The organism is Methanolobus zinderi (genome assembly GCF_013388255.1).
In the GTDB taxonomy this organism is placed as follows: Archaea; Halobacteriota; Methanosarcinia; order Methanosarcinales; family Methanosarcinaceae; genus Methanolobus; species Methanolobus zinderi.
The window spans coordinates 2,660,255-2,686,682 of the sequence record NZ_CP058215.1; the positions used below are offsets into that span (position 1 = coordinate 2,660,255).

The following is a 26,428-nucleotide window of genomic DNA, read 5'->3' on the forward strand; positions in this document are numbered from 1 at the left end:
TCAAGAGGGCCTGCAATGAATTCTTGTATATCCAGCCACCAACCCAGAATACTGTTTTTGCTGGCTCTCTTACTCTTAATTATTCCTACATCTGCTGAACCTGTTGAAATGGTTTTTAATGGTAATTTCAGCGAACCTGATTATGATTACAGTGTTTCTTCAACTTTTATCCCGTTGCATTGGGAATGGTACTTTGTCGACTGGGGAGCTTATGAAGGTTGGGCGTGTGTATTTACTGATTCTTTTGGCGGTAAATCTGATGTTTTTAATATGTATCTTGGTTCGGGTGATAAGGGTAAGATCGGAAGATACCAGTATGTTGATCTGACCGATGTTGATGAACTGACTTATAAATATGCTTCAAGAAATCCAATTCCCGGTTCTCAATATGGTGTTGTTGCTCTCAATGATGTGCCTGTTAAAATTTATGATGTTCATACCGGTAGTACATATGTTTCTGATAGTATAGACGTTTCAGGTTATACGGGTCCTACAAAACTAACCTTCTATCTCCATGATGATTCTACCAGTGCCAGTATGTATTTTGACATTGATGATGTTTCAGCCCTTACCGTTGAAACTGTAGATTACAGCTCATATTCAACCGGAACAATAGAATGGAACGATAGCAGCTCTTTTTTTGTTGGTGAAACTGCTAATTTCCAAGTCAATATTCACCATATTGACAACGAAAATTTCGATACCCACAGCTATTATCTTAATGATGAGAACGGGTTCTTGTCGGATGTTACTTATTATTCAGTAATAGACGATGATGAGAAATACTATGAATATGATTTCTCGATTGTTCCTGACCAGCCTGGTGTTAAATCTTTTGAGGTGATGGAGTATTACGAATATTATAATGATTCCATTGGTGCTACTGAATGGCACACTAACGTTCTAGATGAAATGGAAATTGAGTTTGTGCAGCGTCCTGCAAGCTCTAAGTCAGAGATCTGGACCAATTCAGAACTAATTGGAAATAATACTATTCGTTTTTACTGGGATATCGAGAATTTCAATATTTTAACTTATGATTACTGGGTTTCAATCAACCCTGACCCCGAAGGGAATTATTATTCTCGTTCCGGCGTTACTGCTCGATCCGGATACTTCGATGTTAGTTTCTCGGAATCCGGAACATATACTGCATACCTGGAACGCTCTTATGATGATGATCCAAGCGATTATTACCCTATGGATCTGTATTCTTTCACCATTAACCTGGAAGATCAGGAAGATCCGGTTGATTCTCCTGATATCCCGGACCCTGAGATTCCCGATAACCTCACAGATCCTATACAGGATGATCCAGAGTATGAACCACCGGAACTAGACCCAGGTGACGGGAACACAACAATAAACGACAGTGTTCTCCAGGGATACTATGATGGTGTTGATAACGCTGTCAATTCCCTGCATGGTGCTCTTGGTGGATTTGTATATGCAGTTACATCCCCTGTCCGGACCATGAAGGAAGGAATTTCTACCATTTCAGGCGTGGGAACTTCCACAATGAACTCTGTTTCCCTGATGTTTGCTCCTGCAGGTGCGATTCTCACTGCTCTATTCTCAGCCCTTCCTGAATCCTACATCACAACAGGTACTTTCTCGATCTTCCTGGTAATCGTTGCCTGGATATGGAGGGGTGTGCAGTGACCTTCCTGGATGATCTTTCGCAACTGCTGGGATCCCTTATGGATGCCCTGCTGTATCCCTTTAAAATGCTGGTCCTGATGGTCCGGTCTTTGCTTGATCAGTTACTGGATCCATTCCTGAGTCTCTTTGATAGTGTTTACTCACTCTTTGATGCGGTCTATCAGTTCCTTGATTCTGTGTTATCGTTCTTTCCTGGAGAGTGGGGAGTACTGATACTGGCTGCTTTTGTGTTCGGTGTCGCTCTGTGGGCTTACAACCTGATAACGAGGATTACATGAGGTGTAAAGAATGGGTGATTTTGTCATAGTAATGCAGTTCATAGCCGGTATGGTTGCGGAGTGGTTCTCGATACTTGCACAGGTTGATTTTGGCGAATTCAGCCTGCTTACAGTATTCATATCACTGCTTCTGCTCAGGCTTGTAATCTGGTTCATCTGTCGTTTGTTCGGCGTTGAGCTTGAAAAGGATCTGGAGAGGACCGCAGACGGTTTGCGTACATTCTCAGCCGGGATGTACCAGAAAGGGCGCTCTAGGTATCATCTGAAGCAGGCCAAGAACCGGGTTTCACTGTATAAGCGGTATGGTTCAACCATTGACAATAGAAAACGTAAATCAAAGGAGCGGTCCAGATGACCCTTAACTTCTCAACATTCAACTTTACAGACCCTGCACCTGTGACGGTCTATAATCTGGAGCTGGTGATAGTCCTGCTTCTGTTCATAGCTTTCTGCCAGGGTGTGCAGCTTGTTGTTGTATTGTATTTCTTATCATTCAAAAAGGAGGATGGTGAATAATGGCGCCGATGTATGATATCCTGATAGACATTGTGGGAGTGCCGGCCAACGATTACCAGGCACTTGTATTGTACATGACTGCCTGCTTTGTTTCACTGCTTGTGATATTCTTCATCCTTCATCTGTTCAGGCTCACTGCGAATATGTTTCGCGTTGGGAGAAGGTAAAAAGGAGGTGAAAAAGCATGGCTGATCTTACCGGATTTCTCGGCAACCTGTCCGAGGTAATCACTTCAGTAAGTGGTTGGGTCGTTGATATCATGGGTATCTTCATGGAACCCCCGCTTATCGTGTTCGTAGGTCTTGGTATCTTCGGATCCGTTGCCTACCTGGTCAAGGGTATGCTCCACCGCTGACCACCGTATAGCTTCGTGTGCATCGGTTGGAGCACATCCAACCACCCCCTCTTTAATCAATTCAAAATATGGCGATCAAGATCATCTGGGGAGTTCCCGGAGCTGGTAAGACATACTACACCGTCCGCAAGCTCTTAGGATCAATGGGAAAGAACCGTAAAGAACACTACTTCACCAACTTCCCGGTAGAGCACCCAAAGAAAGGCTTTACAGATGTCTGGAAATCAGAACTTGCAAAGCAGAATATCACTGACTCCATGATAGTGATAGACGAAGCCTACAGGAACTACAACAGCCGGGATTACAAGAAGTTCCAGCATGATGAGCACACCTTCTTTGCAACGAACCGTCACCTCAACAACGATATCTTCCTCATAGCCCACAATCCCGCAAGGATCGATGTGGTAATCCGGGAGATCACCGAGGAATTCATTCTCATGCATTGCCACAAGGTCCCCTTCCTTGGCTGGCCCTTGTGGTTCTCTGCTGACGTCTTCCTGGATGAGCTGGCAGTTGCACAACGCTACACGTCACCCCATGCTATCTACTGTGTTGAACGCTTCCCATTCAGCCGTACAGTAGGCAATGCCTATGACACACACTTCTACAGATCCCCGGACATCGACCAGATACAGTTTGAGAACTGGGCAGATGTGCTCGACATTGCGGATGATCCAGAAGACGATATTGCCCAAAAACCAGAAGAGGCCATACTATGCTCAACGTAAGTACAACCGATATAATCCTGTTCCAGAACCAGCTATACGTTTCCGATCATTTCCTTGCTCAATACGTACAGGCATTGCTCACAGTGGCAATCATCTGCTCAATCGGTGGCTTTGGAACAGCGCTTCTCCTGAACGATGTGATTGTCCCTTATCTCAAATACCATCTGCAACTTGACAGGGAAGAAATAGAAACGACTGTAAATCAAATGCAGGACTGATCTCTTGCATTTACCTTGTGAGACTGGCGCCCGGCCCACCTGGCCGGCGCCCTCACAACTTGCAAGGGAAAAAGCAATTCATTTTATCAAGCTTCTGAATGCTACAGGAACCCACGTAAACATAGAATGAACAAAATCCACCATATTTTTGGCAATAATAATTTCGGAAGAACTAGAAGAAAAAAGGATTTTCTCAAAACTGGCAAAACGTAACATGAATGCATACCTCAATATGTAATCCATGAACCTCATAGACGGTCGATATATTGATATGATAATGGTAATTCTAATCGTTGAAACCTTTCAAGACGATACTGATAGGCCTGTGCTGATTAAGGTCAATAGTCTTAAAAAAGACAAGTGGGGAATTTTTCCTCTTTCCCTCGCAAATCCTAATTGATCCTTCGCTAGTTATTGAATTGTATAATACCTGCGAGGTTATTGGTACACTTGGATATAATATTCAAAATGAATGTGGAAGGAAGTTTAACCTATAATTTTTGATTTCAAAAGTTTTACCTAACTCCGCAGCTGAAATGTCCATTTCTCCAAGATGAATGTCAGGATTCAAAAATTGGTTAATTTCAACATCAGGATATCCATGTGCAAGTAAATATAATTCAATGCCTGCTGAAGAAATACATGAGACTATTCCTGGCTCTTCTATTTCTGGAAAATTCAATACATCTTTTTCATATTTGCCATAAGCATAGCCTTGAGCAATTAATCCTAATCGATATAAACCAAGTATAGTATGCCTAAAGATTGAATCTGTATTCCTATTTTCACTAAGTCCCATCAGTTCACGACACAAGCTCAAAGGAATAAATAATCTCATTTTGTTTCGATCTTCATCTTTTTCGCAATCATATTCACTATCAAAATAATACCTCCTAGCCAATGTATAAAAAAGGTGATGAAATTTTATTTGATATGTAGACATAGATTTGACTAAATCTAAATAAGGTAATGTTCGATCATCTGTTCCATCTTCACTCCTTGATGAAGCTAGAATCCCACCAAAATATTGAGCAGTCAGTTCATCCTCTATAAACCTCCCTTCATCCCATACCTGTTTTAGAACTCTAGGTGGCACCTGTCCGGACTGGTTAATCTTTTCTCCGAGTGTATCTACACTTTTACTAAAGATTCTTTTAAGATTCTCATTTTTCTTTGCTACACTATTTTTTATCTCTTCACCGAGATACTCTGCTGTTGGGCCTAACAACTTGTCAACAATGTCTTTTCCACCATACAGAGCTAAACCGGCCCCTATTCCCGTTGTCGCAGGATCCATATTCTCACCTATTATTAATTACACCATTCTCTAAAATAGTTTTAAGAAAAAGCCATAAAGGTTATTTTCTTCGTTTTATCAATTAATTCTCTGACTTCGTGCTTTTTAGGTTCTTCTTTTGGATGAGCACATTTATTTCTTAAAGTAGCAAGATGATCTATCGACTTAAATATTGCTAAGTCAAAATAAGGGACTTTATCAGACTTACGAAGCTTTTGAGCCATTGGATACAATGTATCTTTTGAATCCAATTCTATTTCATTTAACTCACACAATGTTTTTAAATATCTTTCAAGAACAATTCCCGCTATGATTCCCGCAGGGCGAACAAAATCTTTTTCATAAAGTATTTCTGCCCCATCAAGTTCTGAATTTAATAAATCTGCAGAAACCAACTTTTTATAATTGTTCTTTCTTAAGGAAACGATAGGTTTTATTGTATACAATATATTGACTTGAATGTCAAAATAATCCATAAAATTGTTTATTAAGCACTCTTTTTCACTATTAGGAGTTGATAGTTTTATTAAATCTTTTATCTTTTTATATTGCTTACAGAAGAGTTCATACTTACCTGTTTCTTCATTCCCAAGATATTCCTGTACAACCATTCTGCAAATTTCGTACCATATTTCATATTTCCTCAATACTTGCCGTTGGAGAGGTTTTGTTTTAAGGTCAGTTTCACAAATTTCTTCTTCCACTTCATATTTACTAACTGGTAAAGGTTGAGCATACATACCTTTAGTTTCAGCTTCTTTAAAAATTGTACTAAATAGTTGTGTCCTTTTGTTTGGTTTTGCCGTATTTTCAATTAACTCTAAATATAGCCCTTCAATTGCTTCGGCTTCTTGAATATAGGTATCAATATCTAAATTATTCATATTTACTGAATGTTAAAAACTCTATATAAGTAAAACGAATATCGTATAAAAGTGATATAATTCATCTCTCAGAGTGATATCTTTCTCGTTGTTTGGCTAGCCCCGGGAGGTGTTCCGAGATGAGAAACACTAATCTCCTACAAAGAAAAGGTTTCTACTTCACTCAAAAAAGGAATCCCTTCATCCATTCACATGCCACTCTATCCTTTAATTCGTATCATTTTCGCGGTCTTTGATAACTTCAACATCAAAATTACTGCTCTTCTCAAAATCAATTTAACTCCTTCCCATGTTCGTATTTCTTAATATCTTCGCATCATTTACCTAGCTGCATCAAGAACTTACAAAACACTTTTGAATGCTTGCCTGTGTTCACTCCAAGCGCCCGCCTTTGGGGGCGTATAGGCAGAGTTTCAGTATGGTGGTTATTATGGTTGAAGTAAAATTTACTTAAATAACTACTAAAACTGCATAATATACTTCAAAAATCATCCCTACTAGCATTAACGCGTAGCTAACGAGAGATAACTTTTGATAGTAAGGAAAATATTTTTCATTCATTTCCTTTAGTACAATGAGATTACCAATTAAGCAATTTTGATCTAAATCTGAACGGTTAAGACACATGTAGACTTTATCAGTGTTTATAAAAGGAATGGGGCGTAAAGCTATCAGATACATAACAACAAAAGACGAAGTAAGAGACGATAATAATACGATAAATGTTAAAAGCATAATTATCTTATTATATGCATTTCCTTTGTCAGAATCAATTGAATAAATAGTAAAACCGACACCAATAAGGATAGTGGCAAGTAGTAAGCTATTGTTCGCTTTATTGCCAATTTCCTTTATTCTTTCATTTTGCATGTTGAAGACGTATTTTAAAGATTCGAATGACTGATTTTTATAATTCTTTGCATCATCTCCATCATACGTTTTTTCAGTATCAGACATTACTATTAATAGTAGGTTTTAAACTTAATAAACATCACTCCATCACCTTCCTCAAAACCTCAGCAACCTCAGGATCCTTTTCAACAAGCTCCATCAGGGCCATAGCGATATCTGAGCGTTTCTCCTCCACCTCTACCGCAGCATCTATACTCAGTGTCATACCACATTGTGCACAGAATTTAGAAGCCGTACTGTTCACATGCTTGCACCTGGCACAGATAACAGTTGTGAGTTCCGGTTTATGGTCCTCTTTCTTAACTATGCCGTGTATTCTCAACATGGCATCATCAATTTGCTTTCCAGACAGGTGCACATAGACCGCAGGCATCTTTGAATCCTGCTTCCATCCAAGATGTTCCTTCATCTGTGATTCAGTAAGATATTGCGCCAGATCCGTACTCCGGGAATGCCTGAACAGATAGCAGTATGTCCTCTTCCTAATTCCTGCTTTTTTGGCCGCTCTTTTAATGATCATCCTGATAGCTGCATATTTCAGTTTTTTCCCTCTTCCCCTCTGGCCAATACCAACCCACAGGGGAGCATTTGGATTGTTTTTATCAGGATGAATGTTAATCCACGCGGCAAGGTAAGGTGTACTGAATACAAGCCGTATCCTTCTCATTCCCGTCTTGCCATCTACTACAGCCACAGCTCCGTACTGATCAAAGACAATATGTTTAATGTCCAGCTCACCCAGTTCCCCAGGTCTTCCTCCGGCATCCCAGAAAATAGATACAAGTGCTTTATCCCTTGGATGATCGACAGACTCAACCATAGACATGATATCATCCTCAGGTAGCATCTCTTCAGGAAGCTTTACAGGATTTTTTACCTTGGGTTTTATCCAGGCGGTTATCTCCGGATCCTCCCCGCCGTTCAACCAGCGGTAAAACCTCTTTATTGCCGTAAGATAGCCGTGTTTGGTCCAGTCCTTAACATCCTTTTTTGCAACTATCCCTGCAATATATTCTATATCTTCCCGCGACGCTTCATCCAGTTCAAAATCAGCCCATCCCGCAATCATGTTAAGCTGGCTCAGGTACTTGATCACCCGCGCCTTTGACAGTCCTTCAGCAAAAAGATAGCTCTCAAAACGAAATATCAGCTTCTTGTTATTCTCGCTGTAAGTTGCCTGTTCTATCTTCGATTCAGCCGCGGCAAGTGAGCGATCATAGTTGTAAAGAGACATACTTTAACTTCCACTTCTTTAAAAAGAAAATTTGCCTACCTAAGTGAAAGTATTAAGGCATGAAAATAGAGATTTGATGCCCGGAGCGTGACTCGAACACGCGACCTCCAGATTTCTCAGGAGATTTGGACGCACGGTTAATTTTCCCTATGAGTCTGGCGCCCCAACCAACTAGGCTATCCGGGCAGTGCAGCATGTACAAAGGGCAAAGTTATATTAAAGCATGTCGATTGAACGTCTTTTATAGAAAGGAAAGCCACAGGGTCAGTACCCCGTAGCTTCTGCATGTGTGCGCAGCATTGTATAATCCTCAGTCGCACCACCTACAACAAAAACAAATCTGTCATTACTCCAGATGTAAGTGTATCGTGGAACCTGTTCCCCTCCTACCGTGGAATAGGTTTTTATTCTTACTGCAGAATGTCCGTTGAAACTCTCTTCCGTGAAGCGCGTACCACTTGCAAGTTCTTTGAAGCCGGATCTGTACTCTGAAACGAATTCTTCTGCCATTTCAGGACTTTCCAGCTCAATCACATCGATGTATAGATCAACACTGTCTGCCTTGTAGAAGCCTTCAGATGCATCAGTGATACCTGAGGAATTAACATATTCCCTTTGAACTTCCTCTACCGTAAGCGTAGGAGCACCAAGATACTCATACCCTTCCGGAAGATTATCTATTGTAGTAAGGTCCTCTGCTGACATTTCAGCAATATCGGTATTTTCTCCGACATCCGTAACATTGTTTTCCTGCCCACCATCAGGATTCTGTCCGTCCGTACAACCGGAAACAAATAGCATCATTATGATTAAAGCTGACACTAATACTAGTTTATTAACCACTGTTTCACCTCGATATTGAACAGCAAAAAAAGACGTAAATTTAGTAGTAAACTCAAAAAAGAATAGTTAGAAGGGAAAAATCCCTTCTGTTTATTTATTGTTTATTTAGTTCCTTCTGACAAGGTATGCGACTGCAAGAAGACCTGCAACTGCGAAGACTGCTTCAAATCCAGGAACTGGTTCTTCATCAGTTGTCTCGTTACCTTCATCCTCCACAGGTGGCTCTTCAGTTTCATCTGGAGTCTCATCTACTGGAGTTTCAACGGTATCGTTACCTTCTGTTTCGTTGTCAGTTACCTGCTCTTCTTCGTCCATATCTTCTTCTTCATCAGGCTGGGTTGTTTCCTCGCCTTCGATGGTGACTTCCTTGTACAGATAGTACCTCAGTGTGTCATTGCCAGATTCAACATCAGCCGTCTTGAAGGCAAGACCTTCAGCGATTTCCTCGGTGTCATCTTCATCAAGGGTTATGGAATTATCATTAGTCATCTTAATTCCATAAACAGGATTTCCAGCAGCGTCATTACCGAGTTTACCTGTTGTCTGAACTTCGAGTTCGCCAAATGTGTCGTCATCATCGATTTCAACAACATTCATATAGTCAATCATCCAGACACCCTCAATTACAGCGAGGCTGTCGACCTGGCCCTGGAAGACATCAGTGACGCGTACTCTGAAAACTTCAACATCATCCTCACCGGCAACGTCTTCTTCATAGCTCCAGGTTGCAGAGCCTGTAGTTCCTGTAAGATCAACTACCTGATCCTCTATAAACTCTCCATCCTTGCTAAGCTCCATCCAGACCTTGTCACCCTCGACATCGATCTGCTTTGCGGTCAGTTCATAGCCGTTTGGAAGCTCGAGTGCTGAACCGGTCCTGAGTGTATACTTGTCATCATTGTCCAGGATAAGTTTGGCGAGTAGGTCAGGCGTGTCGTTCTTGAGTGGAACATATGCTTCGGCAAAGAGACCAATAACTGGATACTTGTCGCGGATTGGGTCCCCATCTGTATCTACTTCATTGTACTCGATCTCAAAGCCGGTTTCTGTGATGTTGGCATAGTAAACCAACTCGTCTTTATCAATTTTTGAACTCTGTAGGTTGAAAGGAGCTGATGTGGTTATGATCAAAGATTCACTTGTAAGATTGTCATCAAGGTCATAGTAGAATCCAGCAAAGTTTGCATAAGTCCAGGATCCTGGCTCATCTTCAAAGACCTGTCCTCTGATTTCATATGTACCTGGTTCTGTGTATTCTTTCATGAGGTAGAATCTCATGACATCGCCAGATTCAACATCAGCCGTCTTGAAGGCAAGACCTTCAGCGATTTTCTCTGTATCATCTTCATCAAGGGTCATGGAATTATCATTCCACATCTTGATACCATATGCATTATTGAATTCGCTGAGTTTACCTGTTGTCTGAACTTCGAGCTCGCCAAATGTGTCGTCATCATCGATTTCAACAACATTCATATAGTCAATCATCCAGACACCCTCAATTACAGCGAGGCTGTCGACCTGGCCCTGGAAGACATCAGTGACGCGTACTCTGAAAACTTCAACATCATCCTCACCGGCAACGTCTTCTTCATAGCTCCAGGTTGCAGAGCCTGTAGTTCCTGTAAGATCAACTACCTGATCCTCTATAAACTCTCCATCCTTGCTAAGCTCCATCCAGACCTTGTCACCCTCGACATCGATCTGCTTTGCGGTCAGTTCATAGCCGTTTGGAAGCTCGAGTGCTGAACCGGTCCTGAGTGTGTACTTGTCATCGTTGTCAAGAAGCAGTTTTGCAAGCTTGTCAGGTGTGGTGTTCTTGAGTGGAACATATTCCTCGGCAAAGAAACCAATAACTGGATACTGGCTGCGGATTGGGTCCCCATCTGTATCATTGTTATTGTATGTGATCTCAAAGTCGGTTTCGTTGATAACGGAATAATAGACAAGGGCACCTTCTGGTATCTTGTCACCGCTCAAATTTTCGCCTATACCTTCCTTTCCTTTATTGTATATCCTGAGATATTCGGATTCGAGTCCGTCATCAAGATCGTAGTAGAATCCTGCAAAATTCGTTGCATTCATTTCAATGTAATTTGATGATCCGCTATAGCTGTCTACTATATCTGACACACTAGAACCGTTATAGACTGGTCCCCTGACCTCCACAGTATCTGCAGCGCTTGCTACGCCAGCAAATACTGTCAAGACCATAAGGGCAGCCATTAAAGTTGCTGTTAGTCTTTTCATAATTCTCCTCCGTTAGTTAATTTATAGATATATGGTCAAGGTAAAGAGTGATTGATAAACAATAAAACGTACACATGTACGTTAAATCAACCTTTCATCGGTGAACATTACGCTCATTGACGAAAGGAAGCTCATCACCCTCTTGATCCCGTCATATTGGATTACAAGTGTTCTATTAAACAATTGCCGTATTAAATCTTTTGTGGTCTATATCAGAACAATTATCGCATTGCATTGGCAAACATCGATGCAATTGACGGGAAATGTCGAAGTCACATTGAAATTTAAAAGAAAAAACAGACAAAACGTGAACTAATATTTACTAATCGTCGATGCTATATTACATTGCATATTATATTTTTCATTGAATATCGATAAAATCAAAGTCATTATACACGGAATAGTTCAATATATTTATATATGTTATAACATAAAAGAGACATGAAATAAAGTCTGGCAATATACACAAAAATTTTGACATAATCGATGAGGGATATTACCAATCATTAGGAGTGAATAAATAAGATGTTCGATGGTGCAGTTTCTGAAGAGATATCAATGGATGATGAAACAAATCGTGTCAAGACAGGCATTCCGGGTTTTGACGAATTATGCGGTGGTGGCCTTATCCGTGACAGGACCTACCTGATATCAGGTACTTCTGGTGCAGGTAAAACTAATTTTTCCATCCAATTCATTTACAACGGGATAACGAAATACGGGGAAAACGGAATAATTGTCGCAACCGAGGAAAGGCCCGAGCAGATAAGAGAAAACGTTCTCAAGTTTGGATGGGATCTACAGGCACTTGAAGACGAGAATAAGCTTGTTATCATTGATGCATGTTCCACCAAGATTGGAATACCGTCACAGGAAAAATATGTAGATGTAAGACCTTTTGATATCAGATCCATGATGGATCAGATTATTGCTACGCAAGAAGAGATCAATGCAAAGCGTGCACTTGTCGACTCTACAACATCCGTGAGTTTCTACCTTCAGGACCCTGCCAAAATTAGAATAGAACTCCTGAAACTTAGCACCACGCTGGAAGTCATAGGTCTGACCTCCATGATGACATGTGAGCTTATTGACGAATCAAAACCTTCAAGATTCGGTGTTGAAAACTTCGTCACTGACGGTACTATAGTATTATACTACAAAAGGCACGAGAATGTCCGTATGAGAAGCATGGAGATCTATAAGATGAGAGGGTCCGACCACAGCAAGAAGATCCATCCCTATGATATCACACCAGGCGGCTTTGTGATACATCCACATGAAGAAGTATATTCAATGTTCTGATAAAGGTCAAAAATAAAAATCCAAGAGATCATATATCCGGGTATGTTTCCTCATGACCGCACTCCACACATTTATATATGGCAAGCGCACGACCGAAATGGTCATGCCTTTTGAGAACCGGATATCTCCATCGGTTCATTTTTCCTTCACATACTGGACATCGATAGTTCATGACATCACCTGAAGAATGATAGTATTAAAATATATTTTAAATTTGCGAACAATAACACTGTGAAAGCCCATGCGTATAAAAAACACAGAAGATCAAAATGGAAGAACTTAAGAACATATCCTGTGGGATCGAGAGCCTCGATGATCTACTAGGAGGCTTCAAATCACCTGCAACCCTGCTGATAGCCGGTACAACAGGAGTTGGAAAGACCATAATGTCCCTCCAGATGCTCTCGGAAGCATCCAGGCAGGGCGAGAAGGCCCTTTACATCCCTATAACCACATCCAAAACGAATAAGCTGAAGATGTATCATTCCACCCTTGACTTTTTTGATGATTCTTTTGAAGTACATGCAATAAACCGACAGCTATCGGAAAAGGATCCGCTTACAACACTTATCGACATCGGCAATGTGATCGAATCCGTCAAACCTGACAGGCTTGTGATAGACCCCATAACACCCCTGGGATTCGGATTTGTTGAACAGGAAAGGAGACGCTTTTTCTACACACTTGACTCCATGCTCCAGGAGAGGAACATGCTCACCTTACTCGTTGGTGAGCTTGTAAAGTCAGAGCTGCACCAGTCAGTCGTAAGCCATCTCTCGGACGGGATAATCTACATGTCAAGGGGAGAGAACGACTCAAGGGCGGACCATTACCTGGAATTTATCAAGATGCGAGGCATAGATCCCGGAAAACGTTCTGAGATCACTTCTTGCAAATACCTGTATGATATAACATCAGGCGGATTCACAGTATACCCACCCATTAAACCGGAAGACGATTTCAGGCTTGAAGATACACGTGTTGAAGCAGGGATACCGGGCCTTGATGATATGCTAGGCGGCGGACTCCTCAAATACAGCAGTACACTGATAGCAGGAAGACCCGGTACCGGAAAAAAGATTTTCGGACTTCAATTCATATACCACGGGCTTGAAAATGGCGAGCCGGGACTTATTATCACTTTTGAAGACTCACCCCATCAGTTGCTCATGGATGCGAAAAGGCTCGGATGGGACCTTGAAACGCATGTTAACAGCGGCATGTTACAATTCATCTGCACCAACCCCGGGAATATATACCCTGCGGAGCATTCAACCCGTATCAAGAATACCCTTGAAAATATGAGCAGCAAGAGGGTTTTCTTTGACGGGATCAACAATCTGGAGATGTCTATATCCGATAACCTGAAACTGAGAGCATACATACATTCGCTTACAAGCCATCTCAAAAGCAGGAACATAACTTCACTTTTCACAACCGAGGTAAGCCCTTCTGAGGGACCCGGCGAGGAAAAGATAGATGTTGCCTTTTTGATGGATTCGGTTGTGGTTCTCCATAACTCAAGGGCAAAGAACCGCAGATATATGTGCATTGTAAAATCAAGGGGTACAAAACATAAAAGATCAGTAAAGGAGTACGCCATCACAGAAGATGGAATTAAGATGCGTACTGATACCCTGATCTAGAAATATATAACTAGATACTAAAAGCAGAATATCTCAGATACTCTGTATCCTTTTCTCCACAGATTCCCCGAGTTCTGTCAGACTATAAGAGCCATTATCCCGCTTTATAAGATTCCTTTCAAGCAGCTCCCCGATGATCTTATTCACTGAGGGTGAAGCCACTCTCATATTCTTTGCCATTTTATCAGCATCAAGGCTGTGTTTTGACCCCAGCAGAGCCAGCAGTTTCTGACGATTTTTATTACCACTTACAAATCCTATTAGGTCTTCCATTTTTCTACCTCCTATTGTAGATTCATATTGTAGATATGACTGCACTGGTAAATATAATATATCTTGCCTGAAGCCTCATTTTATTCAATCAATAGTAAAGGATACATTTATAAGCAGTAATGAGCATGTAGGGGTGACGGGCTAGTCCGGGTAGGCCGGCGTTACCTGTAACCCGAAATCGCCGATACGCGGGGGACGAAGCCAAGAGAAGATGTTTGGATCATTTCCAAACCTGTGATTTCAACTGAGAAACCCCGTCCTGCTTGGACGGTGTTGATATGAGGGCTTGTTGGAGAACCTGTTTTCATATCTTAACCGCGGGAACCAGTCCAGGCCCGGAAGGGAGCAGACCGACCGTGGGCAGCCGTCGCTTGTAGGGCTGCGGGGTGGAGAAGAGGTCACAGACCATTTGGGAATGGGAAAAACAACGACTCAAGGCATGCCCGTCACTTCAATGAAACCGGAAAGCGTTAAATAGATGAATTACGTTTAGGAACGAACTCGATTTCTGACGAGATAGCCAAGCCCGGTATGGCGCAGGATTGCTAATCCTGTGGTGCTATGCGCCTCGGGGGTTCGAATCCCCCTCTCGTCGCTAAATACCCTTTTGCCAGTTCCTCGCTATGAATTGCCGGATTGGAAACTACTAAATCAAATGAGATCATAACGAGCAACTGATGTCAGATAACAAGATAATAATCCCTGTCATAAATAAAAAATCACAGGAGCAAAATGACAAGAACACTGCATGCAATTCCTGCAGCACAGGAGGATGCAGCGGAGGATTTGGCATTAAGGCAGGCTCTGAGAAAGAAGTGGTGTACAGGAATATCTTTCTCTACCTTGGCATGGGCATAATTATTTTTGTAGTGGCCTACCTGATGACCAGATTATTATCAATTATCTGAAATTCTAAGGTTTCTTTTTCTTTGAAAACAGATAACGCTGTATATTCCCACATTTCTGACATGTAACTATCAATAGGCCGCCTTTCAGGCGTACCCTGCAGTTACTCCCCGGTGTGAGAAAAGAACTACAGCTCTTGCACATCCTTTTTTTCAGCTCAGGAGGAACACTTACACGATAGCGCATACCAATTCTTCTTGCAAGGGAGACATACCTGTCACTACGATCAGGATCTGTAGGATATTCCCTGTCGGCCAGTTCGAACAGATATTTTATACGTTCAAGGGCAATTTCCTTTGCAACCGCCTTTTTTTTATGTTTGCGTTTTGCCATGATACCTGCCTGAATAAGAATCAAAATAAATCAAAGTATTGCAACATCAGTCCCAGGTGATCTTTCCTTTACCATTGCACTGAATTTTTCTGGATTCGCAGATATACCATCTGCGCCATAATGCATGGGTATCACGGTCTTTGGTGAAAGGATTGCCACCGCATCTGCTGCCTGTTCTTCATCCATCGTTGAAGTACCACCTATGGGAAGCAGTGCAATATCGCAGGATATGCCATTCATCTCAGGAATCAGGCCCGTATCACCCGCATGATAGATCTTCAGACCTCCGATTTCGACAACATATCCAACCCCGTCAGCCCGTGAATGATAATCAGATCCGACATTATAAGCGGGAACCACTTCTATACCCACACCTTTAATATTTAGATCACCTGTGAGGGAATCGCCTTCTTCGACCCTTCTGGCATCGCCCCTGAACTGCAGACTCATATTCTCAGGAATAAGAGTGGTTGCACGGGGTTTGCGGACCTTTCTGATAGAATCGGGATTACAGTGGCCTTCATGTTCATGAGTTATCAGGAGTATATCCGCCATGTCTTCAGGAGAAAAAACGTCCGGTAATAGATAAGGGTCGATATGTACCACCAGCTCTTCCGCTTTGATCATAAAACCTGCATATCCAAGCCACTCTATAAGCACATTGTCTATTGTAATACTGCCCACATAATCACTTCACGTTTGTATCTTGCATTTACTGATCTCAAATCATACAGATGCCATAATATGTCTTAAGTTTACTGAAAAACGAGAGAGCATCATTCAGAAACTTAAAGCAGGGAAAATTATAAAATAGCCAAAAAAAATATAAAACCATCGGAAATAGATATCCATAATAGAACTGATCATATATTGGCCAGAGATCCATGAAATCTAAAAAGATAAACATACTTTGTTCCACAGTCGACAGGGCAGGCCAGAATATCAAAGAACATCTGCTTCTAAAGGGAGAATGGGAGAAAGCAAAGAACCTGCCTGAAGCGTGGGAAGAGTTGGCCGGGGTTTACGAAAATAAGGATTACAGGATTATCGAGATAGATCAGCACCACATATATCAGGACCGTATTGATCAGAAGATGAAAAAGTATGGCTTTGACACCGATCTGATAATAGTTGCCTCCAAGCACAAAAGTAGTGATGGAAGATCTGTTCTTACCGCGCACTTCACAGGTAATGTCAAGAGTGCGGATTTCGGAGGCAAACCCTACGAACTTTCAGTAGCTTCTCCCGGCATAATGAGTTCCATTCTCAAGAATATGCAAACCCAAGCTCGGGAAGCAAACTACGAGATAAACATGGAATCCACACACCACGGCCCCTCTGATATCAGGATCCCGATGGTCTATGCGGAGATCGGCAGTGGAGAAAAGCAGTGGTCTGATCCTGATGCAGGAGAGATAGTCGCAAGGTCGATCCTGGAAGCAGAAGAGATGGACTTACCTGTAGCCATTGGTTTTGGCGGAGGGCACTACGCGAGCCGGCAGACAAAACTTCTGCTTGAAGAAGATATCGCCTTTGGCCATAATTTCCCGGACTATCAGCTTGCAGACATTGATAAAGATCTTATTGAACAGGCTTTTCTTAAATCCGGAGCTGATTTTGCATATTTTGACAGAAAGTCAATGCCTTCCGCAGAAAGAGAAAGGATCCGGGAAATCATAGAAGAGCTTGGATATCCGATACTGCGTGAAGGAGACATTAAAGAACTTAAAGGCCTGGAATGGGACCGGTTCCTCCGCATAAGGTATATGGCAGAGAAGCTGTGCAGCGGAGGAAGATTCAGGATCACAGACAGGCTAAGGAGCCAATATCTAAATTCTGAAGGATGGGTTCAGGAAGGAAACAATTTAAAAGATAGTGAAATAAGCAGCAAACTTGTACAGGAAACTTTTAGCGCAGACAGGGGAAGCTTACTTAATACTTTGGAAGAGTTACCCCTTGTATATATCGAAAGAGATAACGGGACAATATCCAATCATATGATTATTCCGGCCGAACATGTCAAAATTACGATGCAGGATATCACAAATGAATGCATTAAAATACTAAAAGAGCATTATGAAGTTAAATATGCCCCACAGGAGAATCTGCTGTACATAGTTACCGAAAGATTCAGTCCCATGATGGCAAAAGACATGGGCATAAACCCCGGCCCGCTGTACGGTAAACTGGCAAATATGGAAACTGTTACAGTTAATGGAAAAACGATCAGGCCGGATATGGTCCATGAACGCAAGATCAAAGAAATCCCATTAACCAATTCACCAAATAACCCTACCCGGAGTTAAAGATACGATTTTCACTTGAGGGAAAAAAGATGAAATCCATAGTAGAAGAGGCACTGGCAAGATCTGAACAGGAGTCACAGCTTCGCAGTTCTGAGCCGGCTCAGCAAAATAAGAATATCAATGCAGAGCTGGAAGATCTGTTAAGTGAACTGCAGACAAACATTAAAGTAATAGGTTGCGGCGGCGGTGGATCAAACAGTACCCAGAGAATGGCCGACGAAGGAATCAAGGGTGCTGAGCTCGTTGCCCTTAACACCGATGCACAGCACCTTCTGAACATTAACGCTGACAGGAAGATACTCATCGGAAAGAAGAAGACAAGAGGACTCGGCGCAGGCAGTCTTCCACAGATAGGTGAGGACGCTGCTCTTGAAAGCGTAGACGACATTGCAGAGGCCGTAGCCGGCAGTGACATGGTCTTCATTACAGCAGGTCTGGGCGGAGGAACCGGAACCGGTTCCGCACCAGTGGTCGCTGAAGCTGCCAGGGATGCAGGCGCATTGACAATTGCCGTTGTAACACTTCCTTTCGGAGTGGAGGGCCATGTCAGGCGTACGAATGCCGAGGCAGGACTCGAAAGACTCAGAGAAGTAGCAGACACAGTAATTGTGGTTCCAAATGACAAGCTTCTTGAAGTTGTTCCAAGATTACCACTTCAGGCAGCATTCAAAGTGTCCGATGAAGTCCTTATGAGAGCAGTAAAAGGTATCACTGAGCTTATCACAAAACCAGGTCTTGTTAACCTTGACTTTGCCGATGTCAGAACAGTCATGCAGAATGGAGGCGTGGCAATGATCGGACTTGGCGAGGCAGACGGCGAGATGAAAGCAGTGGAATCCGTGCAGAAAGCACTTCGCAGCCCTCTGCTTGATGTTGACATATCCGGTGCCACATCCGCACTTGTGAATGTGGTCGGCGGGGCAGATATGACCATCGCGGAAGCAGAAAGCGTGGTACAGGAAGTCTACAGCCGTATTGACCCCGATGCAAGACTCATATGGGGTGCTCAGATCGACAACTCACTTGAGCAGACAGTGCGTACAATGATAGTTGTAACAGGTGTGAAGTCCCCACAGATATACGGCCATGGTGGCGCAAAGAACGTTACCAGAAGATACGGCATCGATTTCGTAAAATAATTTACGCTTTTGCAGATAACGATTGAAGGATTATTTCATCCTTCAATCGAAAAGTATTTTATCATTGACGTTATTTAGGTGGCGCTGTAATCAGGCATTCAATAGAAATGCTTATATTTCAAAGCAGCCTCAAACAATCCATTCTTATATATTCATCAATCATGACCGGTTGTGATGTACTTGGCAGAAAATGCATTTGATCTGAACAAACTGAACAGTAACATGGGACAGACCCTTAAAACATATCTCAGGGTCCTCAAACTGACAAAGAAACCATCAAGAGAAGAGTTCCAGACAATCGCAAAGGTTGCAGGGCTCGGAATACTTGCTATTGGCTTTGTCGGATTCCTGATATACGTATTGCTGGTAGAGATACCACAATTGGTGTAAGCATGGTCGAAGAATCTGCAATATTTGTTGTAAAAACAACCGCAAACCAGGAACGTTCCGTTGCAAACATGATCACACAGGTTGCACGGAAGGATCATCTGGATATCAGGGCCATCATCGCACCGGATGAGCTCAAGGGTTACATACTGATAGAAGCCCCGGAGCCAGGTGTGGTAGAACAGGCAATCCAGACAGTTCCACATGCAAGGGCAGTAGTGAAAGGACAGTCAAGTATAGAAGAGATATCACATTTCCTTACACCAAAGCCAACTGTAACAGGTATCGCAGAAGGTGCGATCATCGAGGTCACATCCGGACCTTTCAAGGGTGAGAGGGCACGCGTCAAGAGGGTGGATGAAGGTCATGAAGAGATTACAGTCGAGCTCTTTGATGCTGTTGTACCGATACCTATAACTATTCGTGGTGATACTGTAAGAGTCCTCAGGAAAGAAGAAGAGGAAAACACCTGATTACAATTTATCAATAATCAAAATTCAACGGTGATATTCAAATGGCAGATGTTGTTGAAGCACTGGTCCCCGGAGGAAAGGCAAACCCCGGTCCGCCACTCGGTCCGGCCCTTGGTCCACTTGGGATTAATGTCAAAGATGTGATCGATAAGATCAACGAGAAAACAAAAGATTTCAATGGGATGCAGGTCCCTGTCAAAGTAATAGTAGATTCGAACAAGAACTTCGAGATAGAAGTTGGTACACCTCCTACATCCGCGCTTATCCTTTCGGAGCTTGGAATCCAGAAGGGATCCGGTCTTGCCGGTTCTGAAGTCGTTGGCGACCTCAGTGTAAGTCAGGCTGCAAAGATAGCCCGTATGAAGAGGGACGACATACTTGCTTACAGCTTAAAGGCAGCTGTGAAGGAAGTCCTCGGAGCATGCGTACCGATGGGAGTTAACGCTGAAGGAGTACACGCAAGAGAATGCCAGAAACAGATAGATGAAGGCAAATTCGACGATGTGCTCGCAAACGAAGCCTGGTAATTCAGGCTTGATATCAGCTTTAACCGATAAGTTTAAAACTATTGCTTAAATAAAGGAGAGCCCATTAGACTGAGACAATAGTCTGATGAACTCGAATAAAAAAGCCGTAGTAGACCGCAACGGTCCTGCCTGAACACTATGTTCAAACTACGGGAGGTAAAGAATGGCAGAACAAAATATAGTAGATGCAATTGACAAGTTATTGCAGGAATCACCACAACGTAACTTTCCAGAAAGTGTGGATCTGGCAATCAACTTGAAGAATCTTGACATGAGTCAACCCAAAAACCGTGTTGATGAGGAGATATTATTACCACACGGTCTTGGAAAGGACCTCACAATTGCTGTATTTGCAAAAGGAGAAGTAGGTCTCCAGGCAAAGGAAGCAGGTGCAGAATATGTCTTCGGAGAAGAAGACATTGCTGAACTCGGTTCAGACAAGCCACGTGCTAGAAGTATTGCCAACGAGTGTGACTTCTTCATTGCAGAGGTACAGTACATGGCCCAGATCGGTAAGAACCTGGGTGCAATCCTGGGTCCTAGAGGAAAGATGCCGACACCCCTGCCACCAGGCAGAAATGTTGGAGACCTTATCAATAACGCAAGGAGTTCTATAAAGATAAGGTCCAAGGATAAACTTACGTTCCACGTATCAATCGGACGTAAGGACATGGGTGTTGACAAGCTTGCAGACAACGTCGAAACTGTTCTGAATAGGGTCGAGCAATCCCTGGAAAAGGGAAAGCATAACGTAAGGTCTATTTATGTTACGACCACTATGGGCAATTCCGTGAAGGTGATGTAAATGGAAGAAGTTCACCACACAGAACATGTACCTCAGTGGAAGAAAGATGAAGTAGAGGACATAAAGGAACATATAAACAAATACCCTCTGTTCGGAGTAGTAGCCATCGGCGGCATACCTGCAAAGCAGCTCCAGAAAATGAGAAAGGGTCTTCAGGGCACTGCTGTTTTGAAAGTGTCAAGGAACACACTTATCAGAAGAGCATTTGACGAATCAAATGAAGACGTCAATAAGATGCATGAGTACATAGACTCACAGACTGCTCTTATATTCACAGAGAACAATCCTTTCAAGCTTTACAAGATACTTGAGCAGAGTAAGAGCCCATCCCCGATCAAGGGAGGGGCGGTAGCACCAAACGATATCGTGGTCGAGGCCGGACCCACAAGCTTCCCGCCGGGACCGATACTTGGTGATCTGCAAAGCGTGGGAATACCTGCGGCAATCGATGCCGGAAAGGTGGTCGTCAGAGAAACAAAGACCGTCGCAAAAGAGGGCGAGGTAGTTTCACAGAAACTGGCATCCATGCTTACAAGACTTGAGATCTATCCTGTAACAGTAGGTCTTGATCTCAGGGCAGTTCTTGAATCAGGATCCGTGTTCACACCGGATGTCCTGGCAATAGACGAAAGCAAATACTTCTCAGATATCGTTCTTGCAACACAGCAGGCATTCAACCTGTCAGTCAATGCAACATATCCGACAAAGGACAACATCACTGCAATTATCTCCAAGGCTGCATCAGAGGCACGCAACCTGGGAATCAATGCAACTGTGTACGAGCCGGATATCATGGGATCCCTGCTTGGGAAGGCACAGTCAGAGATGCTTTCAGTGGCATCTGCAGCATCAGCCAACAATGAAGAGGCTGTTGATGACGAACTGAAAGAAGCTCTTGGCGCAAGAGCTACCGCTGCTGCAACAGCAGAAGTGGCTGAAGCTGCCGAAGCAGAAGAGACGGTTGAAGAGAAGGAAGAGGAAAGTGAGGAAGAGTCAGAAGAGGACGGAATGGCCGGACTTGGAGCACTCTTCGGATGAGAATTAAGATTAGAGATTTACACATTAATTACGTTGATAAAGAAAAGGTGATTTCACATGGAATACATATATGCAGCACTTTTATTGCACAAAGCTGGTAAAGACGTTACAGAAGAAGCAATCACTGCCGTACTCGAGGCAGCAGGTACAGAAGTAAACGACGCACGCGCAAAGGCACTCGTTGCAGCTCTTGAAGATGTAGACATCGAAGAGGCAATGGCAACCGCAGCAGTCGCAGCACCTGCAGCAGCCGGTGCACCTGCAGCAGCCGCAGAAGAAGCACCTGCCGCCGAGGAAGAGGCAGCTGCAGAAGAAGAATCAGAGGAAGAAGCAGAAGAGGACGGAATGGCCGGCCTCGGAGCACTTTTCGGATAAGATCAAAACATTGCTCGCCATTCGGCGGGCAACACCTTCTTTTTTTAGCTTATATATTCACCAATCATCAAGCCGAAGGCTTATTCTTTTAAAATCCGGATTCCATGAACAATCCATTTTTGGAAGATAAAAAAAATAGGGAATTCAAGAACTCCTGAAAAACATGATTCCAAAAAGAACAATGGAACTACTGAACCCCACCACACCCATAGTCGGCAGGTAACCCTCACCGTTAACAGCCAGATACGCGGATGAGATCAATATAGCAATAAGGAATATGTATTTCAGGGCAGTATCAACGGTGCGATAACGTTTGATCTCTTTACTTTTCTGCTCAAACCTCTCGATCCTGTAACCCCGGATAGTCTCGATCACATCGTTTATACCCTGTGGAAGGTCCTTCACGATATCAAGATACCTGTCTCCTTCAAGCTGGAGATATTCTGCAGCCTCGAAAGGAGAATAGCGTTTCAGTAAAACCTGATTGATAATATCCTTTGCATTCTCCAGCAGATTGAACTTCGGATCAAGCTCAAAGCAATTGGCTTCGATAAGGATCAGTGCCCTCTCAAGGGTGGAGAACTCACTTGGAAGTGAGAGATTGTATCTCAGACCCAGTGTCGCGTAATTATCACTCTGACGCTCCCCCACGGAATAGTTCTGCTTTGAGATGATATCGTCAAGGTCTATCCTGAAACGGCGAACGTTAATATCTTCCCTGTATACTCCGGATATTTTCAGGAACGCATCAAAGACGATATCTATCTTTTTCTTATAGATACCGTAGAAAAGGTTCAGCATATTGCGGCGAAGCTCGTCATCTATCGTACCCACGGCCCCGAAATCAATGTAGGCGATACCATCTTCCTGAATAAGGATATTGGAGCTGTGGGGGTCCGCATGGTAGAAGCCGTCAAGGTATACCTGTTTCAGGTAGCTCTGGCTGATGATCTTTGCATACCACTTCCTTTTTTCAACGGAAATACGGGAAACTTTCTTTACAGGAACACCTTCCATATACTCCATGATGAGCACACTCTCATTGGAGTATTCATCATAGACCTGCGGAACGTGGACCTCTTTCACATCCTCGAAATTATCCCGGAAGCGTTTCAGGTTCCTGGCCTCGTTCCTCAGGTCAATCTCACGGTTCAGAAGGTCCCTGAACTCAAAAAGAAATGCGTCAATATCAAAGTTGCTTCCAAGTCCCAGAACCTTTACCATGAGAGGTTTCATATCATCGAGTATGTCCAGATCCAGGTTTATGGTATCGATAATATTGGGTCTTGTGATCTTTACTGCAACTTTTTTACCATCGAGCTGTGCCTCATAGACCTGTGCAATGGAAGCAGATGCTATGGGAACCTTATTGAAACTATCGAAAACGTCCAGTACATCAAAATCGCTTACCTGCTCTCCTGATTCATCAATACGGCATTGGAAGCCATCAAAGGCAATTTTCATCTGTTCAAAATCGATGGACCTGACATTGTCCTGAAGCCCGGATAGTTCTTCCACATATACAGGAGGCACGATATCCGGTCTTTTGCTCAGTATCTGCCCGAGCTTAACAAAGGTAGGACCAAGTTCCTCCAGTGCCATTCTCAGCTTTTCAGCATTCTTCTGATTCTTGACATCAGCAACACATGGGTTACGTTTGCTGGAAACATAATAATTATTGGCCTCTGTGTACAGAAGACTGAAAAGGTTATATTTTGAAAAGACGCGAAAAATGGTAATGTATCTGCGGAGTTTTTTGAACATCACTCTATTATTTGTCCTGTTACTAGATATATTTTCGTGTATCTAAGACCTCTTTCTGATATCAGGAGATTTTCAATTTCAATCAATATTAACAAGGTAGATAATCAGATTCACCGATAAAGATATGATAAAATCCTCAAATGGTATTACTAAACAACTATTTATAACAGCATCCTTATGTAGAACCAAATGTGCTGTCCACATAGATTAGACTCATGCTCGTAATAGGTCCAGGCAACGGATAAACATGAAACCAGATACCCCTGTAATAGAACTGAAAAACACCTCCTACTTTTACGCAAGCAGCAAAACAAAAGCTCTTGATGATGCCAGTCTGAGGATATATCCCGGAGAGAAGATAGCACTGCTGGGTGCAAACGGTGCCGGAAAGTCAACCCTCTTCAAACACCTGAACGGAATCCTAAAACCGGCTTCAGGTCAGGTACTTGTCAACGGGAAGGAGATATCCAGGAATAACATCCGGGAAGTGAGGCAAACAGTGGGAATCGTTTTCCAGAATCCGGATGACCAGATACTTGCCCCCACAGTGGAACAGGACGTTGCCTTCGGACCCATGAATATGGGACTTCCTGAAAAGGAAGTTGAGAGCAGGGTCGCAGAGGCACTAAAACTCGTACACATGTCAGGTTTTGAAGAGCGTTCTCCCCATCACCTTAGCGGAGGACAGAAAAAGCTCGTGGCCATCGCAGGAATACTTGCCATGCGACCCAGGGTCGTTGTGCTGGATGAACCCACCGCAGGACTGGACCCCCAGACAGCAAATCAGGTCATCAATGTTATAGAAGAGATGAATCGGGAGCTTGGCATCACAGTAATACTCTCCACGCACGATGTAGATATCGTGCCCCTGTTCGCCGACAGGGTTTACGTTATCCATCATGGCAGGATAGAAGCCGAGGGAACTGCCAGGGAGATATTCAAAAAACACGAGGTACTGGAGAATGCACATCTCAGGATGCCCAGGATTGCAGAGGTTTTCGAGCTGCTGCTGGAGAGCGGAGTTGATGTGGACATAAAAATAACACCATCCGATGCCCGGGATGAGATACTGCGTCTTCTGGGATCACAGGCAGAGAAACAAAGGCAGGAAAATGCAAATCACGCTTACTGATATTGAGAGAGAATCCTACAAGGACAGCCCTGTGCACAGACTGGACGGCAGGGCCAAGATACTCGCAACCATTGCAATAATAGTCTTTGCCGTAAGCCTTCCACGTATTGATGACAGCAACTTCGTCCGACTTGCAGCAATTGAACTGTATCTTTTATCGCTTATACTGCTGGCAAGGCTGAACCTGTTCTATGTATTGATTCGATTTCTGGCAGTTCTGCCCTTCGGCCTGGCAATGGTCGTGATACAGCCGTTTGTAAGACAGCCATTTATCGACACATTTACAGTTATCGCTGAATTTCCGCTGGGAATCACAATGACATATGAAGGCTTGTACTTCGGCCTTTCACTCCTTGCAAAGTACATAGTTTGCGTAAGCGCCATCGTGCTTCTATCCTCAACAATGAAAATGAACGACATGGTGGTGTCCGCAAGGCGCCTGGGAATACCAAAGGAGTTCACACTTCTGCTGACCATGATGGTCAGGTATCTCTTTGTGTTCTGGATTATGCTCAAGCGTATCAGGACAGCACAGAAGACCAGACTCTTTGACATATGGAACAAGAACGTACCCCGCAGATGGATACTGGAGCAGGTGGGCTACACCATCAGTTCACTGTTCCTGCGTTCCTACGAGCAGGGAGAGAGAACATACATAAGCATGCTGTGCAGGGGTTACGGTAATGATACGGATAATATATACATCCACAAGAACAAACTCAGGTTCACGGATGCTACTTTTATTATAAGCACAGCAGCAATTCTGCTTTTGCTGGTTTTGATGTAAAATATTAATGTAAAAATGAAATCAAAAGCAGGATAAGAAACTAGCCTTATCCTGG

Annotated in this window: 32 protein-coding genes, 2 tRNA genes and 1 other RNA gene; 23 read left to right on the forward strand and 12 right to left on the reverse strand. The window is 43.1% G+C overall.

Annotated elements, in window-relative coordinates; all coding sequences use genetic code 11:
* The first annotated feature begins 15 nt into the window (after nt 1-15).
* The 8 genes from HWN40_RS13210 (at nt 16) to HWN40_RS13245 (ending at nt 3,757) form a co-directional block, all read left to right on the forward strand.
* Nucleotides 16-1,662 carry a hypothetical protein gene (locus tag HWN40_RS13210; protein WP_176966163.1) on the forward strand — a complete coding sequence of 549 codons (1,647 nt, stop codon included), beginning with the start codon at nt 16-18 and terminating at the stop codon, nt 1,660-1,662.
* Nucleotides 1,659-1,940 (forward strand): hypothetical protein, encoded by a 282-nt coding sequence (locus HWN40_RS13215; protein WP_176966164.1) that lies wholly within the window; start codon nt 1,659-1,661, stop codon nt 1,938-1,940. Before HWN40_RS13210 ends, HWN40_RS13215 begins: the two co-directional genes overlap by 4 nt.
* Nucleotides 1,941-1,950: 10 nt before the next feature.
* Nucleotides 1,951-2,295, forward strand: a complete 345-nt coding sequence (locus HWN40_RS13220) for a hypothetical protein (protein WP_176966165.1) — start codon at nt 1,951-1,953, stop codon at nt 2,293-2,295.
* Complete coding sequence (locus HWN40_RS13225) at nt 2,292-2,456, forward strand: hypothetical protein (protein ID WP_176966166.1); 165 nt, start codon at nt 2,292-2,294, stop codon at nt 2,454-2,456. The genes HWN40_RS13220 and HWN40_RS13225 overlap by 4 nt, the downstream gene beginning before the upstream one ends.
* A complete protein-coding gene (locus tag HWN40_RS13230) occupies nt 2,456-2,623 on the forward strand; it encodes a hypothetical protein (RefSeq protein WP_176966167.1) in 168 nt (55 codons plus the stop codon). The genes HWN40_RS13225 and HWN40_RS13230 overlap by 1 nt, the downstream gene beginning before the upstream one ends.
* A gap of 17 nt (nt 2,624-2,640) precedes the next feature.
* Nucleotides 2,641-2,811: a hypothetical protein gene (locus HWN40_RS13235; RefSeq protein WP_176966168.1), complete on the forward strand. Its 171-nt coding sequence runs from the start codon at nt 2,641-2,643 to the stop codon at nt 2,809-2,811.
* 68 nt (nt 2,812-2,879) lie between these two features.
* Nucleotides 2,880-3,539, forward strand: coding sequence for a zonular occludens toxin domain-containing protein (locus tag HWN40_RS13240; protein ID WP_176966169.1), 660 nt, complete (start codon nt 2,880-2,882; stop codon nt 3,537-3,539).
* Nucleotides 3,527-3,757 carry a hypothetical protein gene (locus HWN40_RS13245; protein WP_176966170.1) on the forward strand — a complete coding sequence of 77 codons (231 nt, stop codon included), beginning with the start codon at nt 3,527-3,529 and terminating at the stop codon, nt 3,755-3,757. Before HWN40_RS13240 ends, HWN40_RS13245 begins: the two co-directional genes overlap by 13 nt.
* 463 nt (nt 3,758-4,220) lie before the next feature.
* Here HWN40_RS13245 and HWN40_RS13250 read toward each other — a convergent pair whose 3' ends face one another.
* From HWN40_RS13250 to HWN40_RS13280, 7 genes are all read right to left on the reverse strand, one after another.
* Nucleotides 4,221-5,054, reverse strand: a complete 834-nt coding sequence (locus HWN40_RS13250; protein WP_176966171.1) for a hypothetical protein — start codon at nt 5,052-5,054, stop codon at nt 4,221-4,223.
* Nucleotides 5,055-5,095: 41 nt separating this feature from the next.
* The gene (locus HWN40_RS13255) at nt 5,096-5,938 is read right to left on the reverse strand and encodes a hypothetical protein (RefSeq protein WP_176966172.1); all 843 of its coding nucleotides are present in this window, start codon (nt 5,936-5,938) and stop codon (nt 5,096-5,098) included.
* Between the two features lie 450 nt (nt 5,939-6,388).
* Nucleotides 6,389-6,895, reverse strand: coding sequence for a hypothetical protein (locus tag HWN40_RS13260; RefSeq protein WP_176966173.1), 507 nt, complete (start codon nt 6,893-6,895; stop codon nt 6,389-6,391).
* Nucleotides 6,896-6,929: 34 nt separating this feature from the next.
* Entirely contained in the window at nt 6,930-8,084 is a 1,155-nt protein-coding gene (locus HWN40_RS13265; protein WP_176966174.1) for a tyrosine-type recombinase/integrase, read from the reverse strand.
* 77 nt (nt 8,085-8,161) lie between these two features.
* Nucleotides 8,162-8,270 (reverse strand) — tRNA-Met (locus HWN40_RS13270).
* A 78-nt stretch (nt 8,271-8,348) separates the two neighbouring features.
* On the reverse strand, nt 8,349-8,927 hold the full coding sequence (locus tag HWN40_RS13275; protein WP_176966175.1) for a hypothetical protein: 579 nt from the start codon (nt 8,925-8,927) through the stop codon (nt 8,349-8,351).
* A 105-nt stretch (nt 8,928-9,032) separates the two neighbouring features.
* Nucleotides 9,033-11,177, reverse strand: coding sequence for an S-layer protein domain-containing protein (locus tag HWN40_RS13280; protein WP_176966176.1), 2,145 nt, complete (start codon nt 11,175-11,177; stop codon nt 9,033-9,035).
* Nucleotides 11,178-11,702: 525 nt separating this feature from the next.
* Between HWN40_RS13280 and HWN40_RS13285 the strand changes: the two genes are divergently transcribed.
* Nucleotides 11,703-12,482, forward strand: coding sequence for an ATPase domain-containing protein (locus tag HWN40_RS13285; RefSeq protein ID WP_091710929.1), 780 nt, complete (start codon nt 11,703-11,705; stop codon nt 12,480-12,482).
* Between the two features lie 28 nt (nt 12,483-12,510).
* On the opposite strand, the gene HWN40_RS13290 is transcribed toward HWN40_RS13285, so the two are convergent.
* Nucleotides 12,511-12,654, reverse strand: coding sequence for a hypothetical protein (locus tag HWN40_RS13290; protein ID WP_176966177.1), 144 nt, complete (start codon nt 12,652-12,654; stop codon nt 12,511-12,513).
* Nucleotides 12,655-12,751: 97 nt separating this feature from the next.
* Here HWN40_RS13290 and HWN40_RS13295 point away from each other — a divergent pair, with 97 nt between their 5' ends.
* The gene (locus tag HWN40_RS13295) at nt 12,752-14,128 is read left to right on the forward strand and encodes an ATPase domain-containing protein (RefSeq protein ID WP_176966178.1); all 1,377 of its coding nucleotides are present in this window, start codon (nt 12,752-12,754) and stop codon (nt 14,126-14,128) included.
* A 33-nt stretch (nt 14,129-14,161) separates the two neighbouring features.
* Here the strand turns inward: HWN40_RS13295 and HWN40_RS13300 are convergent, their stop codons facing one another.
* Nucleotides 14,162-14,401 (reverse strand): transcriptional regulator, encoded by a 240-nt coding sequence (locus tag HWN40_RS13300; RefSeq protein ID WP_176966179.1) that lies wholly within the window; start codon nt 14,399-14,401, stop codon nt 14,162-14,164.
* A gap of 134 nt (nt 14,402-14,535) precedes the next feature.
* On the opposite strand from HWN40_RS13300, the gene ffs reads away from it, so the two are divergent.
* The 3 genes from ffs to HWN40_RS13315 all read left to right on the forward strand — a co-directional run bounded on the left by ffs (nt 14,536) and on the right by HWN40_RS13315 (nt 15,309).
* Nucleotides 14,536-14,850, forward strand: an RNA gene (gene ffs / locus HWN40_RS13305) — signal recognition particle sRNA.
* 61 nt (nt 14,851-14,911) lie between these two features.
* A tRNA-Ser gene (locus HWN40_RS13310) sits at nt 14,912-14,996 on the forward strand.
* Between the two features lie 82 nt (nt 14,997-15,078).
* Nucleotides 15,079-15,309 carry a hypothetical protein gene (locus tag HWN40_RS13315; protein WP_176966180.1) on the forward strand — a complete coding sequence of 77 codons (231 nt, stop codon included), beginning with the start codon at nt 15,079-15,081 and terminating at the stop codon, nt 15,307-15,309.
* A gap of 4 nt (nt 15,310-15,313) precedes the next feature.
* Here the strand turns inward: HWN40_RS13315 and HWN40_RS13320 are convergent, their stop codons facing one another.
* A complete protein-coding gene (locus HWN40_RS13320) occupies nt 15,314-15,640 on the reverse strand; it encodes a ribonuclease P protein component 4 (protein WP_176966181.1) in 327 nt (108 codons plus the stop codon).
* A 30-nt stretch (nt 15,641-15,670) separates the two neighbouring features.
* On the reverse strand, nt 15,671-16,324 hold the full coding sequence (locus HWN40_RS13325) for an MBL fold metallo-hydrolase (protein ID WP_176966182.1): 654 nt from the start codon (nt 16,322-16,324) through the stop codon (nt 15,671-15,673).
* A 200-nt stretch (nt 16,325-16,524) separates the two neighbouring features.
* On the opposite strand from HWN40_RS13325, the gene HWN40_RS13330 reads away from it, so the two are divergent.
* The 8 genes from HWN40_RS13330 to rpl12p all read left to right on the forward strand — a co-directional run bounded on the left by HWN40_RS13330 (nt 16,525) and on the right by rpl12p (nt 22,690).
* Complete coding sequence (locus HWN40_RS13330; RefSeq protein ID WP_176966183.1) at nt 16,525-17,946, forward strand: D-aminoacyl-tRNA deacylase; 1,422 nt, start codon at nt 16,525-16,527, stop codon at nt 17,944-17,946.
* A gap of 29 nt (nt 17,947-17,975) precedes the next feature.
* Nucleotides 17,976-19,085 carry a cell division protein FtsZ gene (ftsZ, locus tag HWN40_RS13335; protein ID WP_176966184.1) on the forward strand — a complete coding sequence of 370 codons (1,110 nt, stop codon included), beginning with the start codon at nt 17,976-17,978 and terminating at the stop codon, nt 19,083-19,085.
* Between the two features lie 222 nt (nt 19,086-19,307).
* Entirely contained in the window at nt 19,308-19,475 is a 168-nt protein-coding gene (locus tag HWN40_RS13340) for a protein translocase SEC61 complex subunit gamma (protein WP_425487368.1), read from the forward strand.
* Nucleotides 19,476-19,477: 2 nt separating this feature from the next.
* The gene (locus tag HWN40_RS13345; RefSeq protein WP_176966186.1) at nt 19,478-19,945 is read left to right on the forward strand and encodes a transcription elongation factor Spt5; all 468 of its coding nucleotides are present in this window, start codon (nt 19,478-19,480) and stop codon (nt 19,943-19,945) included.
* A 41-nt stretch (nt 19,946-19,986) separates the two neighbouring features.
* The gene (locus HWN40_RS13350; RefSeq protein ID WP_176966187.1) at nt 19,987-20,472 is read left to right on the forward strand and encodes a 50S ribosomal protein L11; all 486 of its coding nucleotides are present in this window, start codon (nt 19,987-19,989) and stop codon (nt 20,470-20,472) included.
* Between the two features lie 163 nt (nt 20,473-20,635).
* Nucleotides 20,636-21,277: a 50S ribosomal protein L1 gene (locus HWN40_RS13355; RefSeq protein WP_176966188.1), complete on the forward strand. Its 642-nt coding sequence runs from the start codon at nt 20,636-20,638 to the stop codon at nt 21,275-21,277.
* On the forward strand, nt 21,278-22,315 hold the full coding sequence (locus tag HWN40_RS13360) for a 50S ribosomal protein L10 (protein WP_176966189.1): 1,038 nt from the start codon (nt 21,278-21,280) through the stop codon (nt 22,313-22,315).
* A gap of 57 nt (nt 22,316-22,372) precedes the next feature.
* A complete protein-coding gene (gene rpl12p / locus HWN40_RS13365; RefSeq protein ID WP_176966190.1) occupies nt 22,373-22,690 on the forward strand; it encodes a 50S ribosomal protein P1 in 318 nt (105 codons plus the stop codon).
* A 144-nt stretch (nt 22,691-22,834) separates the two neighbouring features.
* On the opposite strand, the gene HWN40_RS13370 is transcribed toward rpl12p, so the two are convergent.
* Entirely contained in the window at nt 22,835-24,454 is a 1,620-nt protein-coding gene (locus HWN40_RS13370; protein ID WP_176966191.1) for an ABC1 kinase family protein, read from the reverse strand.
* A 247-nt stretch (nt 24,455-24,701) separates the two neighbouring features.
* Here HWN40_RS13370 and HWN40_RS13375 point away from each other — a divergent pair, with 247 nt between their 5' ends.
* Complete coding sequence (locus HWN40_RS13375) at nt 24,702-25,586, forward strand: energy-coupling factor ABC transporter ATP-binding protein (protein WP_176966192.1); 885 nt, start codon at nt 24,702-24,704, stop codon at nt 25,584-25,586.
* Nucleotides 25,567-26,373, forward strand: a complete 807-nt coding sequence (gene cbiQ, locus HWN40_RS13380) for a cobalt ECF transporter T component CbiQ (protein ID WP_176966193.1) — start codon at nt 25,567-25,569, stop codon at nt 26,371-26,373. Before HWN40_RS13375 ends, cbiQ begins: the two co-directional genes overlap by 20 nt.
* Nucleotides 26,374-26,428 lie beyond the last annotated feature (55 nt).